This window comes from Mycobacterium sp. E3251 (assembly GCF_001666835.1).
Taxonomy (GTDB): Bacteria; Actinomycetota; Actinomycetes; order Mycobacteriales; family Mycobacteriaceae; genus Mycobacterium.
The window spans coordinates 12597-32549 of record NZ_LZJF01000051.1; the positions used below are offsets into that span (position 1 = coordinate 12597).

Genomic DNA, 19953 nt, shown 5'->3' on the forward strand with positions numbered 1-19953 from the left:
CCGGCCCGGCGGACAACCAGTAGGCGGCTTTCACATCCGATATCACCAGCGATATCAAAATCCCGAGTCGCCTAATGGTCCGCAGCCGCCACGCGGTCAGAGCTTGCTGATCGGGGCGTGGTTGTGCATCAGCTTTACCCGTCCGGCGCTGCCGAAGTCGATGAGAGACATGGCCGACTCGCCGACGCCGGAGACCTCTTCGACGCGGCCGAGCCCGTACTTGTCGTGAGTCACCCGGTCGCCGGGCTCGAGCACCAGCAACGGGCGCTTTCCCGCGCCCGAGCGGGTCGGGGCCGCGCGCGGCGCACCGAACCGGCCGGCGCCGCTCACCGGCGCGCTGAACGACGGGGTCGGCGCGGTGCGCCGCCACTCGATGAGTTCCTGCGGAACCTCCCGCAGGAAGCGCGATTCCGGGTTGAGCATCGGCTGCCCCCAGGAGGACCGGACGATGGCCCTGCTGAGATACAGCCGCTGCCGGGCGCGGGTGATGCCGACGTAGGCCAGGCGCCGCTCTTCGGACAGTTCCATCGGGTCGTCCAGCGCCCGCATGTGCGGGAACATGCCGTCCTCCCAACCGGTGACGAACACCACCGGGAACTCCAGCCCCTTCGCGGTGTGCAGCGTCATCAAAGTGACCATGCCGGCGTCGTTCTCGGGGATCTCGTCGCTGTCGGAAACCAGCGAGACGCGCTCCAGGAATTCCGCGAGCACGCCGGTGTCCGGCACGTCTTCGTCCTCCGGGGCCTGCAGCGACTCGCCCAGCGCGGCGGCGTTTGCCCGGTCGGTGCTGAATTCGTGTGCCACACTGACGAGTTCGTTGAGGTTGTCCAAACGAGCCAGATCCTGCGGATCGGTGGAGGATTCCAGCTCACGCCGGTATCCGGTACGTTCGAGCACCGACTCGACCAGGTCGCCGAGATCCTCGTCGAGCCGGCCCCTGAGCTCGTCGAGCAGCTCGACGAAACCGGCGATCGCCTTCTCCGCGCGCGAATTGAGCATCGGCACTTTGCCTTCGGCCGCGGCCACCAGCGCGTCGGCGAAACTCGCGCCGGTGTTCTCCGCGTACACCGCGACGCACGCCTCGGCCCGGTCCCCGATGCCCCGGCGCGGGGTGTTGAGGATGCGCCGCATGCTGACCGCGTCGCCGGGGTTGTCCAGCACCCGCAGATACGCGACGATGTCACGAATCTCTTTGCGCTCGTAAAACCGCACTCCCCCAACGACTTTGTAGGGGATGCCCGCGCGGATGAACACCTCTTCGAACGACCGCGACGAGTTGTTGGTGCGATAGAACACGGCCACGTCGTTATAGGTGATCTCACCACGGTCGGCGAGCGCGTCGATCTCCTCGGCCACAAACCGGGCCTCGTCATGCTCGTTGTCCGCGACGTAGCCGACGATCAATTCGCCGGCGCCGGCGTCGGTCCACAGCCGTTTGTCCCTGCGCCCGGAGTTGCGCGCGATCACCGAGTTGGCCGCCGACAAGATGTTCTGCGTGGAGCGGTAATTCTGTTCCAGCAGAATGGTTATCGCGTCCGGGTAGTCACGCTCGAAGTCCTCGATGTTGCGGATGGTGGCGCCGCGGAACGCATAGATCGACTGATCGGCGTCACCCACCACGCACAATTCGGCCGGCGGCACATCGTCGGGCGACCCCGTGGCGTCATGACCGACCAATTCCCGCACCAGCACGTATTGCGCATGGTTGGTGTCCTGATACTCGTCGACCAGGACATGCCGGAACCGCCTCCGGTAGTGCTGGGCGATCTGCGGGAAGGCCCGCAGCACCGCGACGGTCTCGCCGATCAGGTCGTCGAAGTCCAGGGCGTTGGCCGCGCGCAGCCGCCGCTGGTATTCGCCGTACACGGACGCCACCGTGCGCGTCAGGTCGTCGGAGTCGTCCGTCAGTTTCGCCACCGCCTCCGCGGGGTCGATCAGCTCGTTCTTCAGGTTGGAGATGGCGTTGGCCAGCAGCCGCGGCGAGTAGCGCTTGATGTCGAGCCCCATGTCGCGCCCGATCATCTGCAGCAGGCGGCGGGAATCGTCGGCGTCGTAGATCGAGAAGTTGGAATTGAGGCCTTCGATCAGCGACGCCTGGTTGCGCAGGATCCGCACACACGTCGAGTGGAAGGTGGACACCCACATGGCGCGGGCCCGGTTGCCGACCAGCCGCACCACCCGTTCGCGCATCTCGGCCGCGGCCTTATTGGTGAAGGTGATGGCCAGGATCTGGCCGACGCCCACGCCGCGCGCCGCGATCAGATAGGCGATGCGGCGCGTCAACACCGCGGTCTTGCCGGAGCCGGCCCCCGCCACGATCAGCAGCGGCGAGCCCTCGTGCACCACCGCCTGGCGCTGTTGCGGGTTGAGGCCTTCGAGCAACTGATCTGCTTCGGAGGCCAGGTTGGCATCGGCTGCGTACACACTCATGTTGGTCCAAACTTACCGCCGCCCACCGACGCAACGCGCCAAGGCGTGACACCAGGCTAGTGCCCCGGCCGTCCTCCGCCGGGCAAAAACGGGGCGGCGAAACGCGTGTTTCGCAAACAAAACGCGGCCCGATTTCAAATGGGGACTAATTAGACTCGAGTATAAAAGTCACGCATAATCAGCGCCCGAGTTTCCGTCGTCGTCAATCTCGCACAATCTTCCATAACACCCAATTTCACGCCGTGTTAATGGATTCCGTACCGGTAAGCAAACCCGGCCCGAACGTCGCCGCCACCGAACACCGGGCAGTCCCCCATGCGGACGTCGACTGAGTAATAGCCAGCTCACGAACGCCTTTTTGCGCGAGAACCGATTTTAGTGGCACACTCGTTTGGTGCTCAACGCGCAGTGCCGTCGGCGGCCTCGCACCCCCAACTGCCGCCGATTTTTCTACGGGTACCGGTTAGCGGTCCCCGTGGTCTAGCTGCTTTCGTCAGAGCCCCGTGGTCCGCTTCCTCAAGACCGGGGCTCGTCTCTTTTGTGAGGCCCGAAACCGGATGAGACCACAACCCCCCCATCCCGAGAATGCGGAGTCAGCAGAGATGAAGGTTGAGACGGTGGAAACCCCACAGACGGCCGCCGCCGAAGAGTTGAGTATCGACGATTTGCGCCGTGAGATCGACCGGCTGGACGCCGAGATCCTGGCCGCGGTGAAGCGGCGCACCGAGGTGTCTCAGGCGATCGGCAAGGTCCGGATGGCATCCGGCGGCACGCGCCTCGTGCACAGCCGCGAGATGAAGGTGATCGAGCGCTACAGCGAGCTCGGTCCCGACGGCAAGGACCTGGCGATCCTGTTGCTGAGGTTGGGCAGGGGCCGGCTCGGTCACTGAGGACGCCAGTCACGGCCCGCAGCGCCCGGCTTCGCCGCGCTTGCGACCGTCAGGGCCCGATGGTGACGGCCCGCAGCGCCCGGCTGCGCCGCGCTTGCGACCGTCACGCCTGGCTGGGTCGCTGCGCGTCCGATTAGGGTCGAAGTATGACCTCCGTGCAAAGCCTCCCCGACATCACCGCCACCCCAGCGTGGGACGCCCTGCGCAGGCATCACGACCAAATCGGCGCGACCCATCTGCGCCAGTTCTTCGACGAGGATCCCGACCGCGGCCGCGAGCTCACCGTCTCGGTCGGCGACCTCTACATCGACTACAGCAAACACCGCATCACCCGAGAGACGCTGCGGCTGCTGGTCGATCTGGCCCGGACGGCTAACCTCGAGGAGCGCCGCGACCAGATGTTCGCCGGCGCGCACATCAACGTCTCCGAGGACCGGGCCGTATTGCACACCGCGCTGCGACTGCCCCGGGACGCCGAACTGATCGTCGACGGCCACAACGTCGTCGAGGATGTGCACGCCGTGCTGGACCGGATGGGCGACTTCACTGACCGGTTACGCAGCGGTGAATGGACCGGGGCGACCGGGCAAAGAATCAGCACGGTGGTCAACATCGGCATCGGCGGATCGGATCTTGGCCCGGTGATGGTCTATCAGGCGCTGCGCCACTACGCCGACGCCGGGATCTCGGCCCGGTTCGTCTCCAACGTCGACCCGGCCGACCTCATCGCCACCCTGGCCGACTTGGACCCCGCCACAACGCTTTTCATCGTCGCTTCCAAAACGTTCTCCACGCTGGAAACCCTGACCAACGCGACCGCCGCCCGCCGTTGGCTCACCGACGCGCTCGGCGACGCCGCGGTGTCCAAGCATTTCGTGGCGGTCTCCACCAACAAGCGCCTGGTCGACGACTTCGGCATCAACACCGACAACATGTTCGGCTTCTGGGACTGGGTCGGGGGACGCTACTCCGTCGATTCCGCGATCGGCCTCTCGGTGATGGCCGCGATCGGCAAGGAGGCCTTCGCCGATTTCCTGTCCGGATTCCACATCGTGGACCGGCATTTCAAGACCGCCCCGCTGGAGTCCAACGCGCCGGCGCTGCTCGGGCTGATCGGGCTGTGGTACTCCAACTTCATGGGCGCCCAGTCGCGCGCGGTGCTGCCGTACTCCAACGACTTGGCGCGCTTCGCCGCCTACCTGCAACAGCTGACGATGGAATCGAACGGCAAGTCGACGCGCGCCGACGGCACCCCGGTCACCACCGACACCGGCGAAATCTTCTGGGGCGAGCCGGGAACCAACGGCCAGCATGCCTTCTACCAATTGCTGCATCAGGGCACCCGGCTGGTACCGGCCGACTTCATCGGCTTCAGCCAGCCTCTGGACGACCTGCCCACCGTCGAGGGCACCGGCAGCATGCACGACTTGCTGATGAGCAACTTCTTCGCCCAGACCCAAGTGCTGGCGTTCGGTAAGACCGCCGAGGAGATCGCCGCCGAAGGCACGCCGGCCGACATCGTGCCGCACAAGGTGATGCCCGGCAACCGCCCGTCGACCTCGATCCTGGCCGACCGGCTCACGCCGTCGGTGCTGGGCCAGTTGATCGCGCTCTACGAGCATCAGGTCTTCACCGAGGGCGTCATCTGGGGCATCGACTCGTTCGACCAGTGGGGCGTGGAGCTTGGCAAGACGCAGGCGAAGGCGCTGCTCCCGGTGATCACGTCCGACGGCTCGCCGGCGCCGCAGTCCGACAGCTCGACCGACGCGCTGGTGCGCCGCTACCGGACAGACCGCGGGCGCACCAGCTGATCACCCCGTGCGGCTCATGACGTCCGAGCCGAGCCGGCGCACAAAGGTGCGCAAGCGTTCCACGGTCGCGGTCTGTGGCTCACTGAGGTGCAGCTGCAGCAGTTCGCGTCCGGCGGCGTGCAGGATCCGCGCGGTGTATTCGGGATCGTGCACGTGCGGATTGACGCGCAGCAGCTCGGTGACGAAGAACTCCAGCACGACGGCCTGCGATTGAGCCAGCCGCGCATACAACTCCGGTGGCGCGCCCTGCGGCGGGAACAGGAACAGCCGCCACGTCGCCGGGTGCGCGTCGACCGCGGCCAGCACGCCGTCGAAAGCAACCACCAGCGACTGGTCGTCGGCGACGGCATCCAACCCGGAGACCGCCTCGGCGAACTGGGCGCCGGCCCGGGCCGCCTCACGGTCGATCAGCGCGACGAACAGTCCCGCCGGGTCGCCGAACAGCTGATAGATCAACGACCGATTGATGCCGGCCGCCTCGGCGATGCGGTTGGGTGTGGCCGCGTGGAACCCCTCGGCGTCGACGATCGAGTGCGTGACGTCGAGAATCTGCTCGCGCCGACCTTCGGCGGTCATGCGCCGCTTCGGGTTGCCCGCGCTCATGCTTGACAGCATAACTAACAACTTGTGAGTATTAACTCACGAACTGTTAGTTAATGGGAGGCAGCGATGGTCACGTACTACCCCGAACTCGCCGAGCGAGTCCGCAGCCAGCGCGAACTGCAGCCCGCCCTGTATGGAGACTTCGACTTCGACCGGCGGCCGGATCGTCTGGCCACGGAGCCCGACGTCGACTCGGCCCTGCCCGCCTGGATCGCCGATCGCGCCCCGATCCTGGAAGACGACCGCGTGGTCGAGTTGATGAGCACGGCGACCCTGCTCGGCGACGTCGTCGCCGATCCCTATGCGGCACTGATGGCTTCGCACAGCGTCGTTCAGCTGATCGACATGCTCAAGACGGCCTGCCGCGAGGGAATCGAGGCGGTGCCCGACGCGCCCCCCGAGCTGGTTTCGTTCATCGCCGCCATGGAGGCCACCCCGGAGTGGATCGACTTCGATCTGGTCCGCGAGGGCGCCCGCCAAGAGCGGATCCCCGCAGCGCTGCTGGCCCCCTTCATCACCCGGGGGGCCTTCATCGCGACCTTCACCAACACCTACGCCGCGCTGCCGATGGCGCTGACCGGCGCACTCTCGGGCAAGCGGGCCGCCCGGCGGGTAAATGAGACCGCCAGTTTCTTCGCGGTCACCACCCTGCCCGGCGCGCTGGACCGTTTCGGCCCCGGTTTCGAGGCGGCCGCCATGGTCCGGCTGATGCACTCGATGGTCCGCTACAACGCCCTCAAGAAATCCGACAAGTGGGACGCCGCCGTGTACGGCATGCCCGTGCCACAGGTCGACCAGATGCCGGCCGGCATGATCGGCCAGTACCTGCTGGCCCGCAAGGCGCGTCAACAGGGCCGGACGGAATTCACCGCCGAAGAGCGCGCCGTCGTCGAATTCGCCAGGTACCGCTGCTTTTTGCTCGGGCTGCCGGAAGAACTGCTGCCTTCGAAACCGGCCGACATCATCCACGTCATGCACGCACGCTCGGCACTGCTGCGCGACGGATTCGACAGCATCTGCCAAGACCTCGTCCGCGGCACGATGGCGGCCTACTTGCGCCCCGACACCACGCTGTTCGACCGTTGCGCCGAAGCGGTCGAAAAGAGTTTCAGCAAGCTCACTTTCGTTCGCACCTTCTGCAATGGAAACCGTGAGATCGCCGAGGCCATGGGCGTCTCGATGGGGCCGACGGACCTCGTGCGCGTCGCCCTCACCGCACCCTTCATCATCGGGCGGTTCACCGCCGTGAGCCACGCCAGCCGCATACCCGTGCTTCGGGACATCACCGACGCCTACGTGATCGGGCTCCTCAAGCTACGGCTGGCGACCTACGGCAAGCCCGAATTCACCAGCGACGCGGCGCATTACACGCCGGTGCCGCATTGAATCAGGCGAACCACTTGGTGAGCGGGGGCGGCAGCACCCGCATCACCTGCACCAGCGGCGCCCACGGCCACCAGGGCACGGCCGCCCGGCCGGGCTCACGCTCCATGGCGGCGACGAGCGCGTTGACGCCAGTCTCGTTGTCCACCATCAACATTGTGCTGTTCGACTTGGCCGTCATCTCCGACTCGATGTAGCCGGGCTCGATCACGGAAACCTTGATGGGCCCCTTGGCATATTCGGCGCGCAGCGATTCGCCCAGCGAACTCAGCCCGGCCTTGCTCGCGGCGTACGCGGCCTTGACGCCCGGCACTCCCTTGTTGCCGAGGACGGAGGAGATGAGCACGAGGTGGCCCGAACCGGCGTTGTTGAACATCTCCAGCGCGGTCTCGATCTGCACCAGCGCGGACACCAGGTTGGTCTCGAGGGTGGCCTTGTTGGCCCACAGCTTGCCCGAGCCCAGCTTCGCGCCCTTGCCGATCCCGGCGTTGACGATGACGCGGTCGATGCCGCCGAGTTCGTCGCTGAGTTCGCCGAACACCTTCGGCACCTGCTCGTGGTCGTTGACGTCCAGCGCCGCCACGGCGATCTTGATGTCCGGATACTGTTGCGACAGTTCGGCTTTCAGCTCGTCCAGCCGGTCGGTGCGCCGGGCGCACAACGCCAGGTCGCGGCCCTTGGCGGCGAACGCTCGCGCCATGCCCGCGCCCAAGCCGGAACTGGCACCCGTGATGAGGATCTTCTGACGAGTCATCCGGGCAGCATATCGACAGGTGTCAAGTCGCGGGTCCTCGCCTACTTGAGCAGCCGTGACATCCGCCGGTCGGCCAGCACCTTGCCGCCGGTCTGGCATGTCGGACAGTATTGAAAAGACTTGTCCGCGAAGGAAACTTCACGCACGGTGTCCCCACACACCGGGCAGGGCAGGCCGGTACGGGCATGCACCCGCAGTCCGGAGCGCTTCTCGCCTTTGAGCGTGGCCGCCCCCTGGCCCACGGACCGGCTCACCGCATCGCGCAGGACGGACACCATCGCGTCGTGCAGCGTGGCGAGCTGCTCATCGGTCAGCTTGCCCGCGGTCGCGAACGGGGAGATCTTCGCGACGTGCAGGATTTCGTCGCTGTACGCGTTGCCGATGCCCGCGATCACCTTCTGATCGGTGATGACCGTCTTGATCCGACCCGTATTGCCGGCCAACAGGCCGGCAAGATCGTCGACGGTGAGCTCCAGCGCGTCCGGGCCGAGAGCGGCGATGCCCGGCACCGCCTGCGGATCGTCGACGAGCCACACGGCCAGCCGCTTCTGGGTGCCTGCCTCGGTCAGGTCAAACCCCGGCGCCTCGCCGGGCGTGCCCAGGTGCACGCGCAGCGCGATCGGACCCTTGCCGGGCCGGAGCGGCGCCGCGGCCAGCTTGTCCGACCACCGCAACCACCCCGCGCGCGACAGGTGGGTGATCAAGTACAGCTCCCCCGCCTGCAACCCGAGGTACTTGCCCCACCGGTGGGCCTCCGTCACGGGTTGCCCGTGCAACGCGCTGAGCGGCGGGTCGAAGGTCTTCAGGACGGAGAGCGCGCCGACGTCGACGCGGCCGATGGTCAAGCCGACGGCATGGCGGCGCAGATGGTCGGCCAGGGCTTCCACCTCGGGCAGTTCGGGCACGCCCTTCAGTCTGCCGGTCTGAGTAAATAGGTGTCCATGATCCAGCCGTGCCGGGCCCGCGCCTCGGCCCGCAGTTCTGCGATGTGGCTGGCGACCTCGCCGACGGTGCCCGCCACCAACAGCTCGTCGTCGGTGCCCAGGTAGGCGCCCCACCAGATGCGGGTGTCGGGCGGGCACGTCCGAAAGGAGCACTCGGCGTCGAGCATCACGACCGCCGATCCGTGCAGGCCGTGCGCGCGCAGCTGTCGACCGGTGGTGATCAGGACCGGTTCCCCGACCTCGTTGAGCGGCATGCGGTGTCGAGCGGTCAACGCCTGGACCGCGGTGATGCCCGGGATGACGTCGAAGGTGAACTCGAGCTCGTCCTTGATGGCTTCCAGGATGCGCAGCGTGCTGTCATACAGCGACGGGTCACCCCAGGCCAGGAAGGCGCCGACGCCGTCGCGGCCCAGCTCGGCGGCGATGGCGCCCGCCCAGACCCGCGCCCGCGCCGCGTGCCAGTCCGAGACGGCCTCGCGGTAGTCCGCGTCGGCCGACCGTTTGGGGTCGGGCAGCTCGACGAAGCGGTAGCCGGGCTCGCGGATGAACCGGGCGCAGATCTCGCGCCGCAGCGCCACCAGGTCGCTTTTCGCCTCGCCTTTGTCCATCGCGAAGAACACCTGGGTGTCGTTGAGCGCCTCGATCGCCTGAACGGTCACGTAGGCGGGGTCGCCGGCGCCGATGCCGATGACGTGGATGTGCGGGCCCAAGAAACCCTCCTCGTTGCTTGCATCAGATTGCCGAATCGAAACCTCCAGGGCCTAGTCGGGACCAAAAGTACCCAGTACCATGGGTACCGTCTGAAGCACCCAATGAAGGGACGCCAGCGATGACCACCACTGCGGTCAAGTCGAGCGGGCCGAGTCGTGAAGAGTTCTCCGACCGGCTGCTCAGGGGCTCGGTCAAGAAGTCCTACGAACCGATCGTCGACATCGACTGGGATGCCCCGCTGGATCCGGACAAGTTCTACCTGCCGCCGCGGCTGGTGTCGCTGTACGGCACCCCGATGTGGGACGAGATGACCCGCGAGCAACAGATCGAGCTGTCCCGTCAGGAGCTGGTCAACACGCTGTCGGCAGGCATCTGGTTCGAGAACATGCTCAATCAATCGTTGCTGCGCACGATCCTGCACGAGGACCCCACGAGCCGGTCGACCCATTACAAGCTGACCGAGCTGGGCGACGAGACTCGCCATATGGTCATGTTCGGCAAGGCCATCGAGCGAATCGGCGCAAAGCCGGTGCGGCCCAGGCTTTTTCACCGGATGATCATCAACTCGCTTCCGCTGGCTTTTCAGCGCGGCTCGATGCTCTGGGTGGCCGCGCTGATCGGCGAGGAGATCTTCGACTCGTTGCAGCGCCAAATGATGGACGACCCGGAATTGCAGCCGATCATCCAGCGGCTCATGCGTATCCACGTCACCGAGGAAGCGCGCCACATCCAGTTCGCCCGCGACGGCGCCCGCAAACGCGTGGCCGAAATGCCCCTGATGAACCGCTGGTTCATGGCCAACATCAACGGGCTGGGCGGCTACTTCTTCAACTACCTGTTCAGCAACCCGGTCCCCTATGCGCGCACGGGCCTGGACCCGAAGCGGGCGCGACGAGTCGCCCGGACCAGCCCGCATCGGCGTGAGATGCAGGTGGCCGGTTTCGCCCCGCTGGCGGCGTTCCTGTCCGAGGTGGGTCTGCTGGGTCCCATCGCCCGCCGCGGCTGGAAGCGCAGCAGGTTTCTGTGACGCGGCCGCGCGGCCCCGGTGAGCCCCGCCGTCCCGTAGCCATCTTGGGTGCGCACGCCGGCGCGAGCGCGGCATTGCCGGCGGCCGGCGTCACCGACTGCGTGGTTCTGGATGGGCCGGCGTCGGCGGTTCAGGCAAGGTTCGACGACGTCACGGATAGCTGGCTGCTGACGACGGCCGCGGGCGAGGATGTGCGGGCGCGTGCCGTCATCGCCGCCGACGGGGCACCCTTTGCGCCCTGGTTGCCGGACATCGCGGGCCGCGATCAGTTTCTGGGCGTGTCGTTTCACGCGGCCGCCTGGGACCCCGACTTCGATCCGTCCGGCAAGCGCATCGCGGTGGTCGGCACCGACACCGCCGCCGGTCGCCACCTCCGCCGGCTGGTCGAGGCGGCGGCGTCGGTCACCGTCTTCGCCCACTCGCCCCGCCGCGTGGTCACCGAGCTCCCGTCGTGGCCGACGCGGGCCACACGCTGGCTGCGTCACCGCATCCGGCCAACCGACGCGCGTCCTCGGGTCACGCTGGCCGGGTCGGCGATCGAGGCGGTGACCACTTATGGCATCCGCACCGGGGATGGCATCGAGCACCGCGTCGATGCCATCGTCTACGGCACCGGCTTCTCGGTCCGCGAGGAGCCGGCCGATCGCACGCTGATCGGTGCCGGCGGGCTGACCATCCGGCAGGCCTGGCGCGACGGCATGGAGCCCTTCTACGGCGTGGCGGTTCGCGGCTTCCCCAACTACTTCTTCATCACCGGGCCCGACGTGGAAGCGCAGGGCCGGTACGTCGCCGACTGCCTGCGGCTGATGGAGCGCACGGGCAGCACCCGCATCGAGGTGCGCGCCAGCAGCCTGGGTGTGTTCAACGAGCGAGCCCAGCTCACACCCGACCAGGCTCCGCCGGTGGCGTCCGCCTTCGACCTGTCGGCCAGCGCGCCCGATCGCGGCGACACCTATGACGGCGCGGCGACGCTGGAAATCGGCGGCGCCAGCCATCCGGTGCGGGTCCGGCTCACCGGTCACCTCGACCCGATCGACGGCCGCTACCACTGGCAGGGAACGCTGTTCGGTTCGCCGTCGCGGCCGCTGCCAGAGCAGGCGCTCAGGCAAGCGCGGACCGCGACGTTGACCGTGGGCCGGCGCAGCGCCGCCGCGCGGATCGTCGAACAAACGCCGTGGGGGACGCACTCGGTCGCCGGGGTGGGCGCACCGCCGTACGTGCCCACCTGACCCGCGGCTTTCCCCTACTCATCGCCTGATTTCGGGTCGAATTTTTGCGTTTGGGCGCCGCCGGAAGGTGGTAATCCGTCGGGATGCGCGTGCTGCGCAGCGAATTCGAACATCGTGTTCGGCGCGGTAGAGGCGGGGGCCTCGAGCGGGTGGGGACTAGCACGCGCCTCACCCATACCGGGCCGCCCGTGGCGTGCGCCCGGGCCGCCGACCCAGCGGACCGCGCTTTCTGGCGGCGTCCGCGCCGGTCAACCCGAATTAGACTTTTGCCGCTGAGGGCGGATACTCAAGCAGTTGGCCCGGCCGCAATTCGAGGAGCAGCGATGGAACCGGACGACAGGACCCAGCTGAACAGCCGGACTGCGACGTCGCCTGCGTTCCGGATCCCGCCGGTAGCCCGTGCGCCCCGCCACCCTCGGCCGGCGAACGCGAAGGGTTTCCGGTGGTGAGCTCGGTAGCCGAGTCCTCCAGCTCGCTGGCCGTCGCGACGCGCACGGATGAATCGGTGGCGATTTTGACCGTCGACGGTGTGCTCGACACGACCAACTCCTCGGCGTTGCGCGACCACATCCTGCAGGCCACGCTGGCCGAGCCCGCGGCCGTCATCGTCAACATCTCCGCGCTCAAGGTGCTCGCCGAATTGGCGTGGTCGACCTTCATCGGCGCGCACTGGCAGGTTCGCGGCAACCCCAACGTGCCGATCGTGCTGGTATGCGCGCACCGCGGGACACGCGAGGCGATCACCCGCAGCGGCGTCGCCTACTTCATGCCGGTCTACTCGACCGAGAAGGCGGCGATGAAGGCGCTCGGTCAGCAGAGCCGGCGTGCCGTGCGCCGCGCCGACGCCCAGCTGCCCGCCGACCTGACCAGCCTGCGCGAATCGCGTCGCTTGGTCCGCGAATGGCTCACCGCCTGGTCGCAGTCCACACTCATCCCGGTCGCGTTGGTGGTGGTCAACGTGTTCGTCGAGAACGTGCTAGAACACACCGCGAGCTTCCCCGTGATGCGCATCGAGAGCCATGGCGCGACGGCCACCATCGCGGTGTCCGACAGCAGCCACGCGCCGGCCGTGCGGCTGCCGTCGCCGGCGAACGGCATTGACGTGTCCGGCTTGGCGATCGTCGACGCGTTGTCCCGCACATGGGGCAGCACGCCCACCGCGGCCGGCAAGACGGTGTGGGCGGTCATCGGGCCAGAGAACCAGCTCTGACGCCTTATTGTGCTGGGAACCCGGGCACGGGTAGAACTAGAACACGTTCTAATCTCGTGTGACGACCCGTTTCCAGGAAGGCAGATGACGTGCGGTTCACCTACGCGGAGGCGATGACCGACTACAGGTATTACATCCCGCTGGCCCAGGCGGCCGAGGCGGCCGGGTACCACGCCATGACCATCGCCGACAGCATCGCCTATCCCTTCGAGTCGGACTCGAAGTACCCGTACACGCCCGACGGCGATCGCGAGTTCCTGGATGGCAAGGAGTTCATCGAAACCTTCGTCCTGACAGCGGCATTGGGGGCGGTGACGACGAAGCTGCACTTCAACTTCTTCGTCCTCAAGCTGCCCATCCGGCCGCCGGCGCTGGTGGCCAAGCAGATCGGTTCGCTGGCCGCACTGACCAACAACCGGGTGGGCTTCGGTGTCGGCACGAGCCCGTGGCCGGAGGACTACGAACTGCTGGGCGTCCCGTTCGCCAGGCGCGGCAAGCGCATGGACGAATGCATCGAAATCATCCAGGGGCTTACCAGCGGTGACTACTTCGAATTCCACGGCGAGTTCTACGACATCCCGAAGACCAAGATGACACCCGCCCCCACCCAGCCGATCCCGGTGCTGATCGGCGGGCATGCCGACGCCGCGCTGCGCCGCGCGGCCCGGCTGGACGGCTGGATGCACGGCGGCGGTGACCCCGAAGAACTCGACGCGCTCATCGCCAAGCTCAAGCGGTATCGCGAAGAAGCCGGCAAGACCGGGCCGTTCCAGATCCACGTCATCTCGGCCGACGCGTACACCGTCGACGGGATCAAACGGCTCGAAGACAAGGGCGTCACCGACGCTATCGTCGGGTTCCGCATCCCCTACATCAAGGGAAAGGACACCGAGCCGCTGGAGAACAAGATCCGCAACCTCGAGATGTTCGCCGAGAACGTCATCGCGAAGGTCTAGCCAGCGGTCACAGCGGATCCCACTTCGGAGCCCGCTTCTCCCGGTGCGCCTTGGCCGCCTCGGACGGGTTGTTGGTGAAACCGGTCAGGATCTGGGTGCGGTTCTCGATCTCGATGGCATGCCGCAGGCTTGGCGCGTCCAGTGCCGCGTTGAGCCCGATCTTGGTCTGCCATACGCCGTAGGCGTTGTTCTCGGCGATCGACCGGGCGACCTTCAGCGCGGCCGCCATCAGCTCGTCGGGGGCCACGACCTCGTGTACCAGCCTGATGCGGTAGGCCTCGGCCGCGTCGATGATGCGGCCGGTCAGCATGAGTTCGCGCGCCACTCCCGCGCCGACGATCTTCGGCAGCAGATAACTGGTGCCCATATCCATCGACGAGAAGCCCGCCTTGATGAACGCCGAGGAGAACCTGGCCGCATCGGAAGCAACACGGATGTCGGACACCAGCGTGAACGCCAGCCCTCCCCCGACGGCCACGCCGTTGACGGCGGCGATCACCGGGATGGGCAGCTCATAGATACGGATGAACAGCTCGGCCAAGCGAACCTGGGAGTCGTAGTTGACCTTGAACGGCGGGGTCGACGGCCTGGGCTTGGTCCACGGCTCTCCGGTGCCGCTCAGGTCGGCCCCGGCGCAGAATCCGCGTCCGGCGCCGGTCAGGATCGCGGCCCGGAAGTCGCCGCCGCCAAGGACGTCCAAGGCTCGGTCCACGCCGTCGATCAGGGATCCGTCGATGGCGTTGAGGCGCTCGGGCCGGTTCAGGGTGATGCGGGCGATGCCGCCTTCGAGGGTTTCCAATTCCACTGCGGGCATACGGGAACCGTAAGCGACGCGATATTCACCGACGGGGCATACCGTAGTTTGGCCGCCACATCGAAGGAGAAACCATGGCACGAACCGAAGGTGACAGCTGGGACCTCGCCAACAGCGTGGGAGCGACGGCCACCATGGTCGCCGCCGCCAGGGCCGCCGCGAGCAAGCGTCCGCAGCCGGTCGTCACCGATGACTTCGCCGAGCCGCTGGTGCGTGCCGTCGGATTGGATGTGTTCACCAAGCTGGCCAGCGGCGAACTGGATTCCGGGGAGCTCGAGCAGAGCGTCGGGTTTCCTCGGATGGTCGACACGTTCGCCGCCCGCGCCCGGTACTTCGATGACTATTTCGCGGCGGCCGGCCAAGCAGGGCTGCTGCAGGTGGTGATCGTGGCTTCGGGACTGGATTCCCGCGCCTACCGGCTGCGCTGGCCGATCGGGACGACGGTGTACGAGATCGATCAGCCCGAGGTGATCGCGTTCAAGGCGGCGACGATGTCCGAGATCGGGGCGGCGCCCACCGTCAAGCTTCGCGAGGTGGGGATCGATCTGCGCGACGACTGGCCAGCGGCGCTACAGGAGGCGGGTTTCGATCCGGCCCATCCGACGGCCTGGCTCGCCGAGGGCGTGCTCATCGGATGGCTCCCGCCCGAGGCCGAGGTCCGGCTGCTGGACTCCATCATCCCGCTGTCCGCCGAGGGCAGCAGGTTCGCCGCCGACTACGGAACGGTGACCGGGACGTCGCCTGAGGCCCAGCAACAAGCCCGGCACATGAACGAAGGCTGGCGACGGTGGGGGCTCGACATGGACCTGGGCAAGTTGGCGTACCCGGGCGAGCACACCGACGTCGCCGCCCATCTGCATGAGAACGGTTGGGACACCACCGAATCCCGGCTCACCGACCTGTTCTCCGCTGCCGGGCTGCCGGAGTTGGGCCAGGCTGAAGAGCAGGTACCGGCCACCACGATCAAATTCGTCCGGGCCGTGCGGCTTTAGCCCCGCTTGGCCAGCCACTCGGCCTGCATCACCAGCAGGGCCATGACCTCCAGCTGCGGGGTGTCGGGGTCGAGTTCGCGGTACCGCTGGTAGACGTTGACGACCACGCGCTCCGCATCCAGCCAAGTCGCATACTCACCGAGGTCGATGGTGTCCGCCGCGTCGGACCACGACAGCCCCCGGCGGTAGGCGGCCTCAGCTTGTTCGGAAACGTGCGCGAGATACCCACGGACTGCGCGGATTCCGTCCGGGTCGCTGACGGGGCCATGGCCGGGTACCACTGTCGGCGCGTCGAGCGCGATCATCGCGTCGCACGCGGCGATCCAGTTGGCGATCGGGCCGGCCCACACGATCGGGGTGCAGCCGATGAACAGCAGGTCGCCACCGAAGAGGACCCCCGCGTCGGGCACGTGAACCACCGAATCCGCGGCGGTATGCGCGGGCCCCAGGTTCAGCAGGTCGATGCGCCGCCCGCCCACCTCGATGGTCAGCTCCCGGTCGAACGTTTGATCCGCGTTGCGCACCGTGATGCCGCTGAAGTCGAAGTGCCCGAAGCGGTCTCGCGTGTAGGGGGTGGCGACCGGGCCGAGGTTCGCGGTCTGCGCCATCGCCAGCATCTCGGGCGCCATCCCGTGCGCGATCTCGTCGGCGGTGCCCCGCGCGGCGATGATCCGCACCGAGGCGTCGAGCAGTTGATTGCCGTGGGTGTGGTCACCGTTCGAGTGGGTGATCAGCGCGTCGGTGATGGGTGCCGACGAGGTGATATCCCGCATCGCGGTGAGCATTTCGCGGGTCAGCGCCAGGTCGAACAGGGTGTCGACGAGCAGGGACGCCCCATCGCCGGCCACCAGTCCGGCGTTGCTCCACCCGTAGCCGCCGTCGGGCAGCGTCCACGCCCACACCCGGTCGGCGACCTCGTGCAGGCCACGGGTGTAGGGCACCTTCGCGGGCGCCCGGTTCACCCGCCGCGGGGCTGGCGCCGCGTCCGGATTGGGCCGGGCCGCCAGGGGATGCGGCGCGCCGCTGGCGCGCACGGTTTGCCGGGTCTCGCCGAGCCCCTGGACCTGAAGCGTGACGACGTCGCCGTCGTGCAGCCAGCCGGGGAACGACTCCAGCGCTGTCGGGTTCAGGTGCTCGACCAGCGTGCAGGTCGGCACCGTGCCGGAGCCGATGACGTCACCGGGGACGAGCGTCACGCCGCGCGAGGCGTAGGAGATGACTTCGCCGAAGGTCCAATCCATTTGGGCGGTCGACCCCGACCCGATCACGGCACCGTTGACCAGGGCGGTCGCCCTCAGGTCGAGCCTGCCGTCCCGGCGATACGGCTCGAGCTCGTCGGGCGTCACCAGGTACGGGCCCAGCGTGACGCCGCTGTCTTTGCCCTTGCCCTGCCCGATCCCGAGTTGGCTTTCCATTTGCTGCAGGTCACGCGCCGACCAGTCGTTGAAGATGGTGTAACCGATGATGGCGCGTTCGGCTTCCTCGACCGAGAGATCCCGTCCACCGGTCCCGATGACCGCGGCGATCTCCAATTCGAAGTCCTGCCAAGCACTTCCGGGCGCGGTGGGGGCGTCGTCGTAGGGTCCCAAAACCGTTGCCGGGCAGGCGAAGTAGAAAGCCGGTATGCGGTACCAGGTGTCGGCGAGCGTTCGCCCGGCGCCCAGCGCGGCCTGGCAGTTGCGCATGTGGTCCAGAAAGCACAGCGAGTCACGGATGGACGGCGGCCGTGGGATCGGGGCCAAGAGCCGCGCCGCGCCCAGGGGCACGGTGGCCGCCGGCGCGCGCAGCGCCTCCTCGCCGGCGGCGCGCAACCCTTCGGCGCCACGGCCGATCAGACCGAGCAGCGTCACGCCGGCGGGCATCGCGTGGATGGCGTCACCGGACAGCACCCCGGTGCGTTCGCCGTCGGCGTCAAGGTAGGTCACCCATTTCATTCGCGCACCACCTCACTCGGTTCCTTGTCCGGACGCAGTCCGCGCCAGCTCGATTGACGCAACCGGTCGTCGGGGGTCCACTCGCTGTAGCGCACCTCGCCCACCAGCACCGGCTCGACGTAGGTCACGCCCCTGGCCTCGCTGCGGGGAAGCGGTGGGGTGAAGGGGGATTGGTCGGTGTGCAGCGGCGCCAGGGTCTTCTTCAAGTTCGCCAGGTCACGTTCGGTGAACCCGGTGCCGACCCGCCCGGCGAAGTGCAGGCCACCGTCGGTGGGAATGCCCATCAGCAGTGAGCCGATGCCGCTGCTGCGGCCACCCTCCCCGGCCTTCCAGCCGCCGATCACGACTTCCTGAGTGTTCCAGTGCTTGTCCTTGATCCAGGATGCCGAGCGTCGGCCCGGCTGATAGGTGGAGTCGCGCTTCTTGGCGACCACACCCTCCCAGCCGTGCTTGCCCGAGTGCTCCAGCGCCTGTTTCCCATCGCCCGGCAACAACTCGGGCACGATGAGGTCACTGCCACTCGCGAGTGTTTCCAACAACTTTCGGCGGTCCTGGTAGCGAGCCCTCAGCAGCGAACGGCCATCGAGATACAGCACATCGAACGCCCAGAATTCCACTCGGCTCCCGCGGCCGCGGTTCTGCATCGCGTGAAAGCTCGGCACCCCGGCGGCGTCCAAGACGACGGCCTCGCCGTCCAGCACCACGTGATGATCGGCGAGATCTGCCGCGAGCGAACGTAATTGCGGATATTCGTTGGTGACCTCGCGACCGCGCCGGGACCGCACCCGCAGGACACCGTGGTCGATTTCGACCAGCAGCCGGTAGCCGTCCCATTTACCTTCGAACGCCCACTGACTCGCCTTGCACGAATTCACCGAGCCGTGGGTGGCGAGCATGGGTGCGATCCCGTCGAAGTCGAAGACCTTCTGGTCTTTCATCCGGTGCGCCAGCCACTGGTCGCCCCTGGTTTGGATCAGCGCGTAGCGGCCGGAAACCTTGCTACCGCGCAGATTGACGATGACCTCGTTCTCGAGGAACTTCTCCGCCTCGTAGGTCCCGGAGTCCCAGATGATCACCTTTCCCGCCCCGTATTCCCCTTTGGGGATGTTGCCCTCGAAGGTCGCGTACTCCAGCGGATGATCCTCGGTGTGCACCGCCAGGTGGTTCACCGATGTGGTTTCGGGCAGGTTCTTCGGCACCGCCCACGACACCAGCACGCCGTCGCGCTCCAGCCGGAAGTCGTAGTGCAGCCGGCGGGCATGGTGCTCCTGGATGACGAAGGAATTGCCTTGGCCCGTGGCCGGTTTCGTCCGGGGGACGGGTTCCGGCGTTTTCGACGCGTCGCGCATGCTGCGGTACTTGGTCAGCCGATCCGCGACGGCAACGTCGTTGTCCAGTGTCGCCAGCAGATCCCCGTCGCGCGCCACCCGGTCCAGCACCTCGTCGTAGCGCAATTGACGCAGCGACGCCGGGGTGGCGAGCTCTTCCCACGTGCGCGGCGCCGCGACCGTGGGATGTTCGCGCCCGCGCAACGAATACGGCGCGATGGTCGTCTTCGCCCCGTTGTTCTGGCTCCAGTCCAGGAACACCTTTCCCGCCCGCAGGCTCCGGGTCATGGTCGACGTGACCAGCTTGGGCATCGACTTTTCCAGTTGCTGGGCAACCCGTTTCGCCAGCACCGTCGCCCCCTTGCTGCTCACCGGCTCCGCCAGCTGTGCGTAGAGGTGCAGGCCTTTGCTGCCGCTGGTGAGCGGAAACAGGGTCAACCCGATTCCGCCGATGAGATCGCGCACGGCATGGGCCACCTCGGCGAGCTGAGCCATGGTCACGCCCTCACCGGGGTCGAGGTCGAACACCAATCGGGTGGCCGGACCGGGCTTCAGCTCTTCGGCTTTGCTTCGGGTCCACTCCGCGACGAACCGCCACTGCGGCACGTGCACTTCCAGCGCGGCCTGTTGCGCGATCCAGGCCAGCCCTTCGGGGCTGTCGATGATCGGATACGTCGTGGTTCCGGACCGGTGCGTGACGCTCGCGCGCGGCAGCCAGTCCGGCGCCGACGAGGCCAGTTGCTTCTCGAAGAACGAATCCTGTTCGACGCCATTGGGCCAGCGCTTGCGGGTGGCCGGGCGCCCCGCGATGTGCGGGATCATCACCTCGGCGATCCGGGTGTAGTAGTCGAAGACGTCCCGCTTGGTGGTGCCGGTGGCGGGGTAGAGCACCTTGTCGGCGTTGGTGAGCTTCACCCGCGGTGCCATGAGAGTCAAC

The 19953-nt window shown here is 67.3% G+C and carries 16 protein-coding genes and 1 pseudogene; 8 read left to right on the forward strand and 9 right to left on the reverse strand.

Annotated features, from left to right (window positions below; translation table 11 throughout):
* Positions 1-96: 96 nt before the first annotated feature.
* The gene (pcrA, locus tag A5697_RS06440; RefSeq protein WP_068008937.1) at positions 97-2430 is read right to left on the reverse strand and encodes a DNA helicase PcrA; all 2334 of its coding nucleotides are present in this window, start codon (positions 2428-2430) and stop codon (positions 97-99) included.
* Positions 2431-2987: 557 nt separating this feature from the next.
* Between pcrA and A5697_RS06445 the strand changes: the two genes are divergently transcribed.
* Positions 2988-3320, forward strand: coding sequence for a chorismate mutase (locus tag A5697_RS06445; RefSeq protein WP_082953264.1), 333 nt, complete (start codon positions 2988-2990; stop codon positions 3318-3320).
* A 146-nt stretch (positions 3321-3466) separates the two neighbouring features.
* Positions 3467-5131 carry a glucose-6-phosphate isomerase gene (gene pgi, locus A5697_RS06450; RefSeq protein WP_068008940.1) on the forward strand — a complete coding sequence of 555 codons (1665 nt, stop codon included), beginning with the start codon at positions 3467-3469 and terminating at the stop codon, positions 5129-5131.
* Here the strand turns inward: pgi and A5697_RS06455 are convergent, their stop codons facing one another.
* Positions 5132-5707 carry a TetR/AcrR family transcriptional regulator gene (locus A5697_RS06455; protein WP_068009026.1) on the reverse strand — a complete coding sequence of 192 codons (576 nt, stop codon included), beginning with the start codon at positions 5705-5707 and terminating at the stop codon, positions 5132-5134.
* Positions 5708-5800: 93 nt separating this feature from the next.
* Between A5697_RS06455 and A5697_RS06460 the strand changes: the two genes are divergently transcribed.
* Positions 5801-7120, forward strand: a complete 1320-nt coding sequence (locus A5697_RS06460; RefSeq protein WP_068008944.1) for an oxygenase MpaB family protein — start codon at positions 5801-5803, stop codon at positions 7118-7120.
* Between the two features lies 1 nt (position 7121).
* Here the strand turns inward: A5697_RS06460 and A5697_RS06465 are convergent, their stop codons facing one another.
* The 4 genes and pseudogenes from A5697_RS06465 to cobF form a co-directional block, all read right to left on the reverse strand.
* Positions 7122-7871, reverse strand: a complete 750-nt coding sequence (locus A5697_RS06465) for an SDR family oxidoreductase (protein WP_067945445.1) — start codon at positions 7869-7871, stop codon at positions 7122-7124.
* A gap of 41 nt (positions 7872-7912) precedes the next feature.
* Positions 7913-8380: a zinc finger domain-containing protein gene (locus tag A5697_RS28275; protein WP_231971990.1), complete on the reverse strand. Its 468-nt coding sequence runs from the start codon at positions 8378-8380 to the stop codon at positions 7913-7915.
* A gap of 153 nt (positions 8381-8533) precedes the next feature.
* Positions 8534-8776: pseudogene (locus A5697_RS28280) on the reverse strand (DNA-formamidopyrimidine glycosylase family protein); the annotation flags it as partial.
* A 5-nt stretch (positions 8777-8781) separates the two neighbouring features.
* The gene (gene cobF, locus A5697_RS06475; RefSeq protein ID WP_068008949.1) at positions 8782-9525 is read right to left on the reverse strand and encodes a precorrin-6A synthase (deacetylating); all 744 of its coding nucleotides are present in this window, start codon (positions 9523-9525) and stop codon (positions 8782-8784) included.
* Positions 9526-9644: 119 nt separating this feature from the next.
* On the opposite strand from cobF, the gene A5697_RS06480 reads away from it, so the two are divergent.
* The 4 genes from A5697_RS06480 to A5697_RS06495 all read left to right on the forward strand — a co-directional run bounded on the left by A5697_RS06480 (position 9645) and on the right by A5697_RS06495 (position 13948).
* Complete coding sequence (locus tag A5697_RS06480) at positions 9645-10553, forward strand: diiron oxygenase (protein ID WP_068008952.1); 909 nt, start codon at positions 9645-9647, stop codon at positions 10551-10553.
* Between the two features lie 242 nt (positions 10554-10795).
* The gene (locus A5697_RS06485; protein ID WP_231971991.1) at positions 10796-11782 is read left to right on the forward strand and encodes a DUF4873 domain-containing protein; all 987 of its coding nucleotides are present in this window, start codon (positions 10796-10798) and stop codon (positions 11780-11782) included.
* 445 nt (positions 11783-12227) lie between these two features.
* Positions 12228-12992: an STAS domain-containing protein gene (locus A5697_RS06490; protein ID WP_068008958.1), complete on the forward strand. Its 765-nt coding sequence runs from the start codon at positions 12228-12230 to the stop codon at positions 12990-12992.
* 89 nt (positions 12993-13081) lie between these two features.
* A complete protein-coding gene (locus tag A5697_RS06495; protein ID WP_067945455.1) occupies positions 13082-13948 on the forward strand; it encodes an LLM class flavin-dependent oxidoreductase in 867 nt (288 codons plus the stop codon).
* A gap of 7 nt (positions 13949-13955) precedes the next feature.
* Here the strand turns inward: A5697_RS06495 and A5697_RS06500 are convergent, their stop codons facing one another.
* Positions 13956-14762 (reverse strand): enoyl-CoA hydratase/isomerase family protein, encoded by an 807-nt coding sequence (locus tag A5697_RS06500; protein WP_067945457.1) that lies wholly within the window; start codon positions 14760-14762, stop codon positions 13956-13958.
* A gap of 74 nt (positions 14763-14836) precedes the next feature.
* Between A5697_RS06500 and A5697_RS06505 the strand changes: the two genes are divergently transcribed.
* Positions 14837-15754, forward strand: coding sequence for an SAM-dependent methyltransferase (locus tag A5697_RS06505; RefSeq protein ID WP_068008961.1), 918 nt, complete (start codon positions 14837-14839; stop codon positions 15752-15754).
* Here A5697_RS06505 and A5697_RS06510 read toward each other — a convergent pair.
* Both A5697_RS06510 and A5697_RS06515 read right to left on the reverse strand, forming a co-directional pair.
* Positions 15751-17688, reverse strand: a complete 1938-nt coding sequence (locus tag A5697_RS06510; protein WP_068008964.1) for a fumarylacetoacetate hydrolase family protein — start codon at positions 17686-17688, stop codon at positions 15751-15753. The two genes, A5697_RS06505 and A5697_RS06510, sit on opposite strands and share 4 nt — an antisense overlap.
* Positions 17685-19943 (reverse strand): ATP-dependent DNA ligase, encoded by a 2259-nt coding sequence (locus A5697_RS06515; protein ID WP_231971988.1) that lies wholly within the window; start codon positions 19941-19943, stop codon positions 17685-17687. The genes A5697_RS06510 and A5697_RS06515 overlap by 4 nt, the downstream gene beginning before the upstream one ends.
* Positions 19944-19953 lie beyond the last annotated feature (10 nt).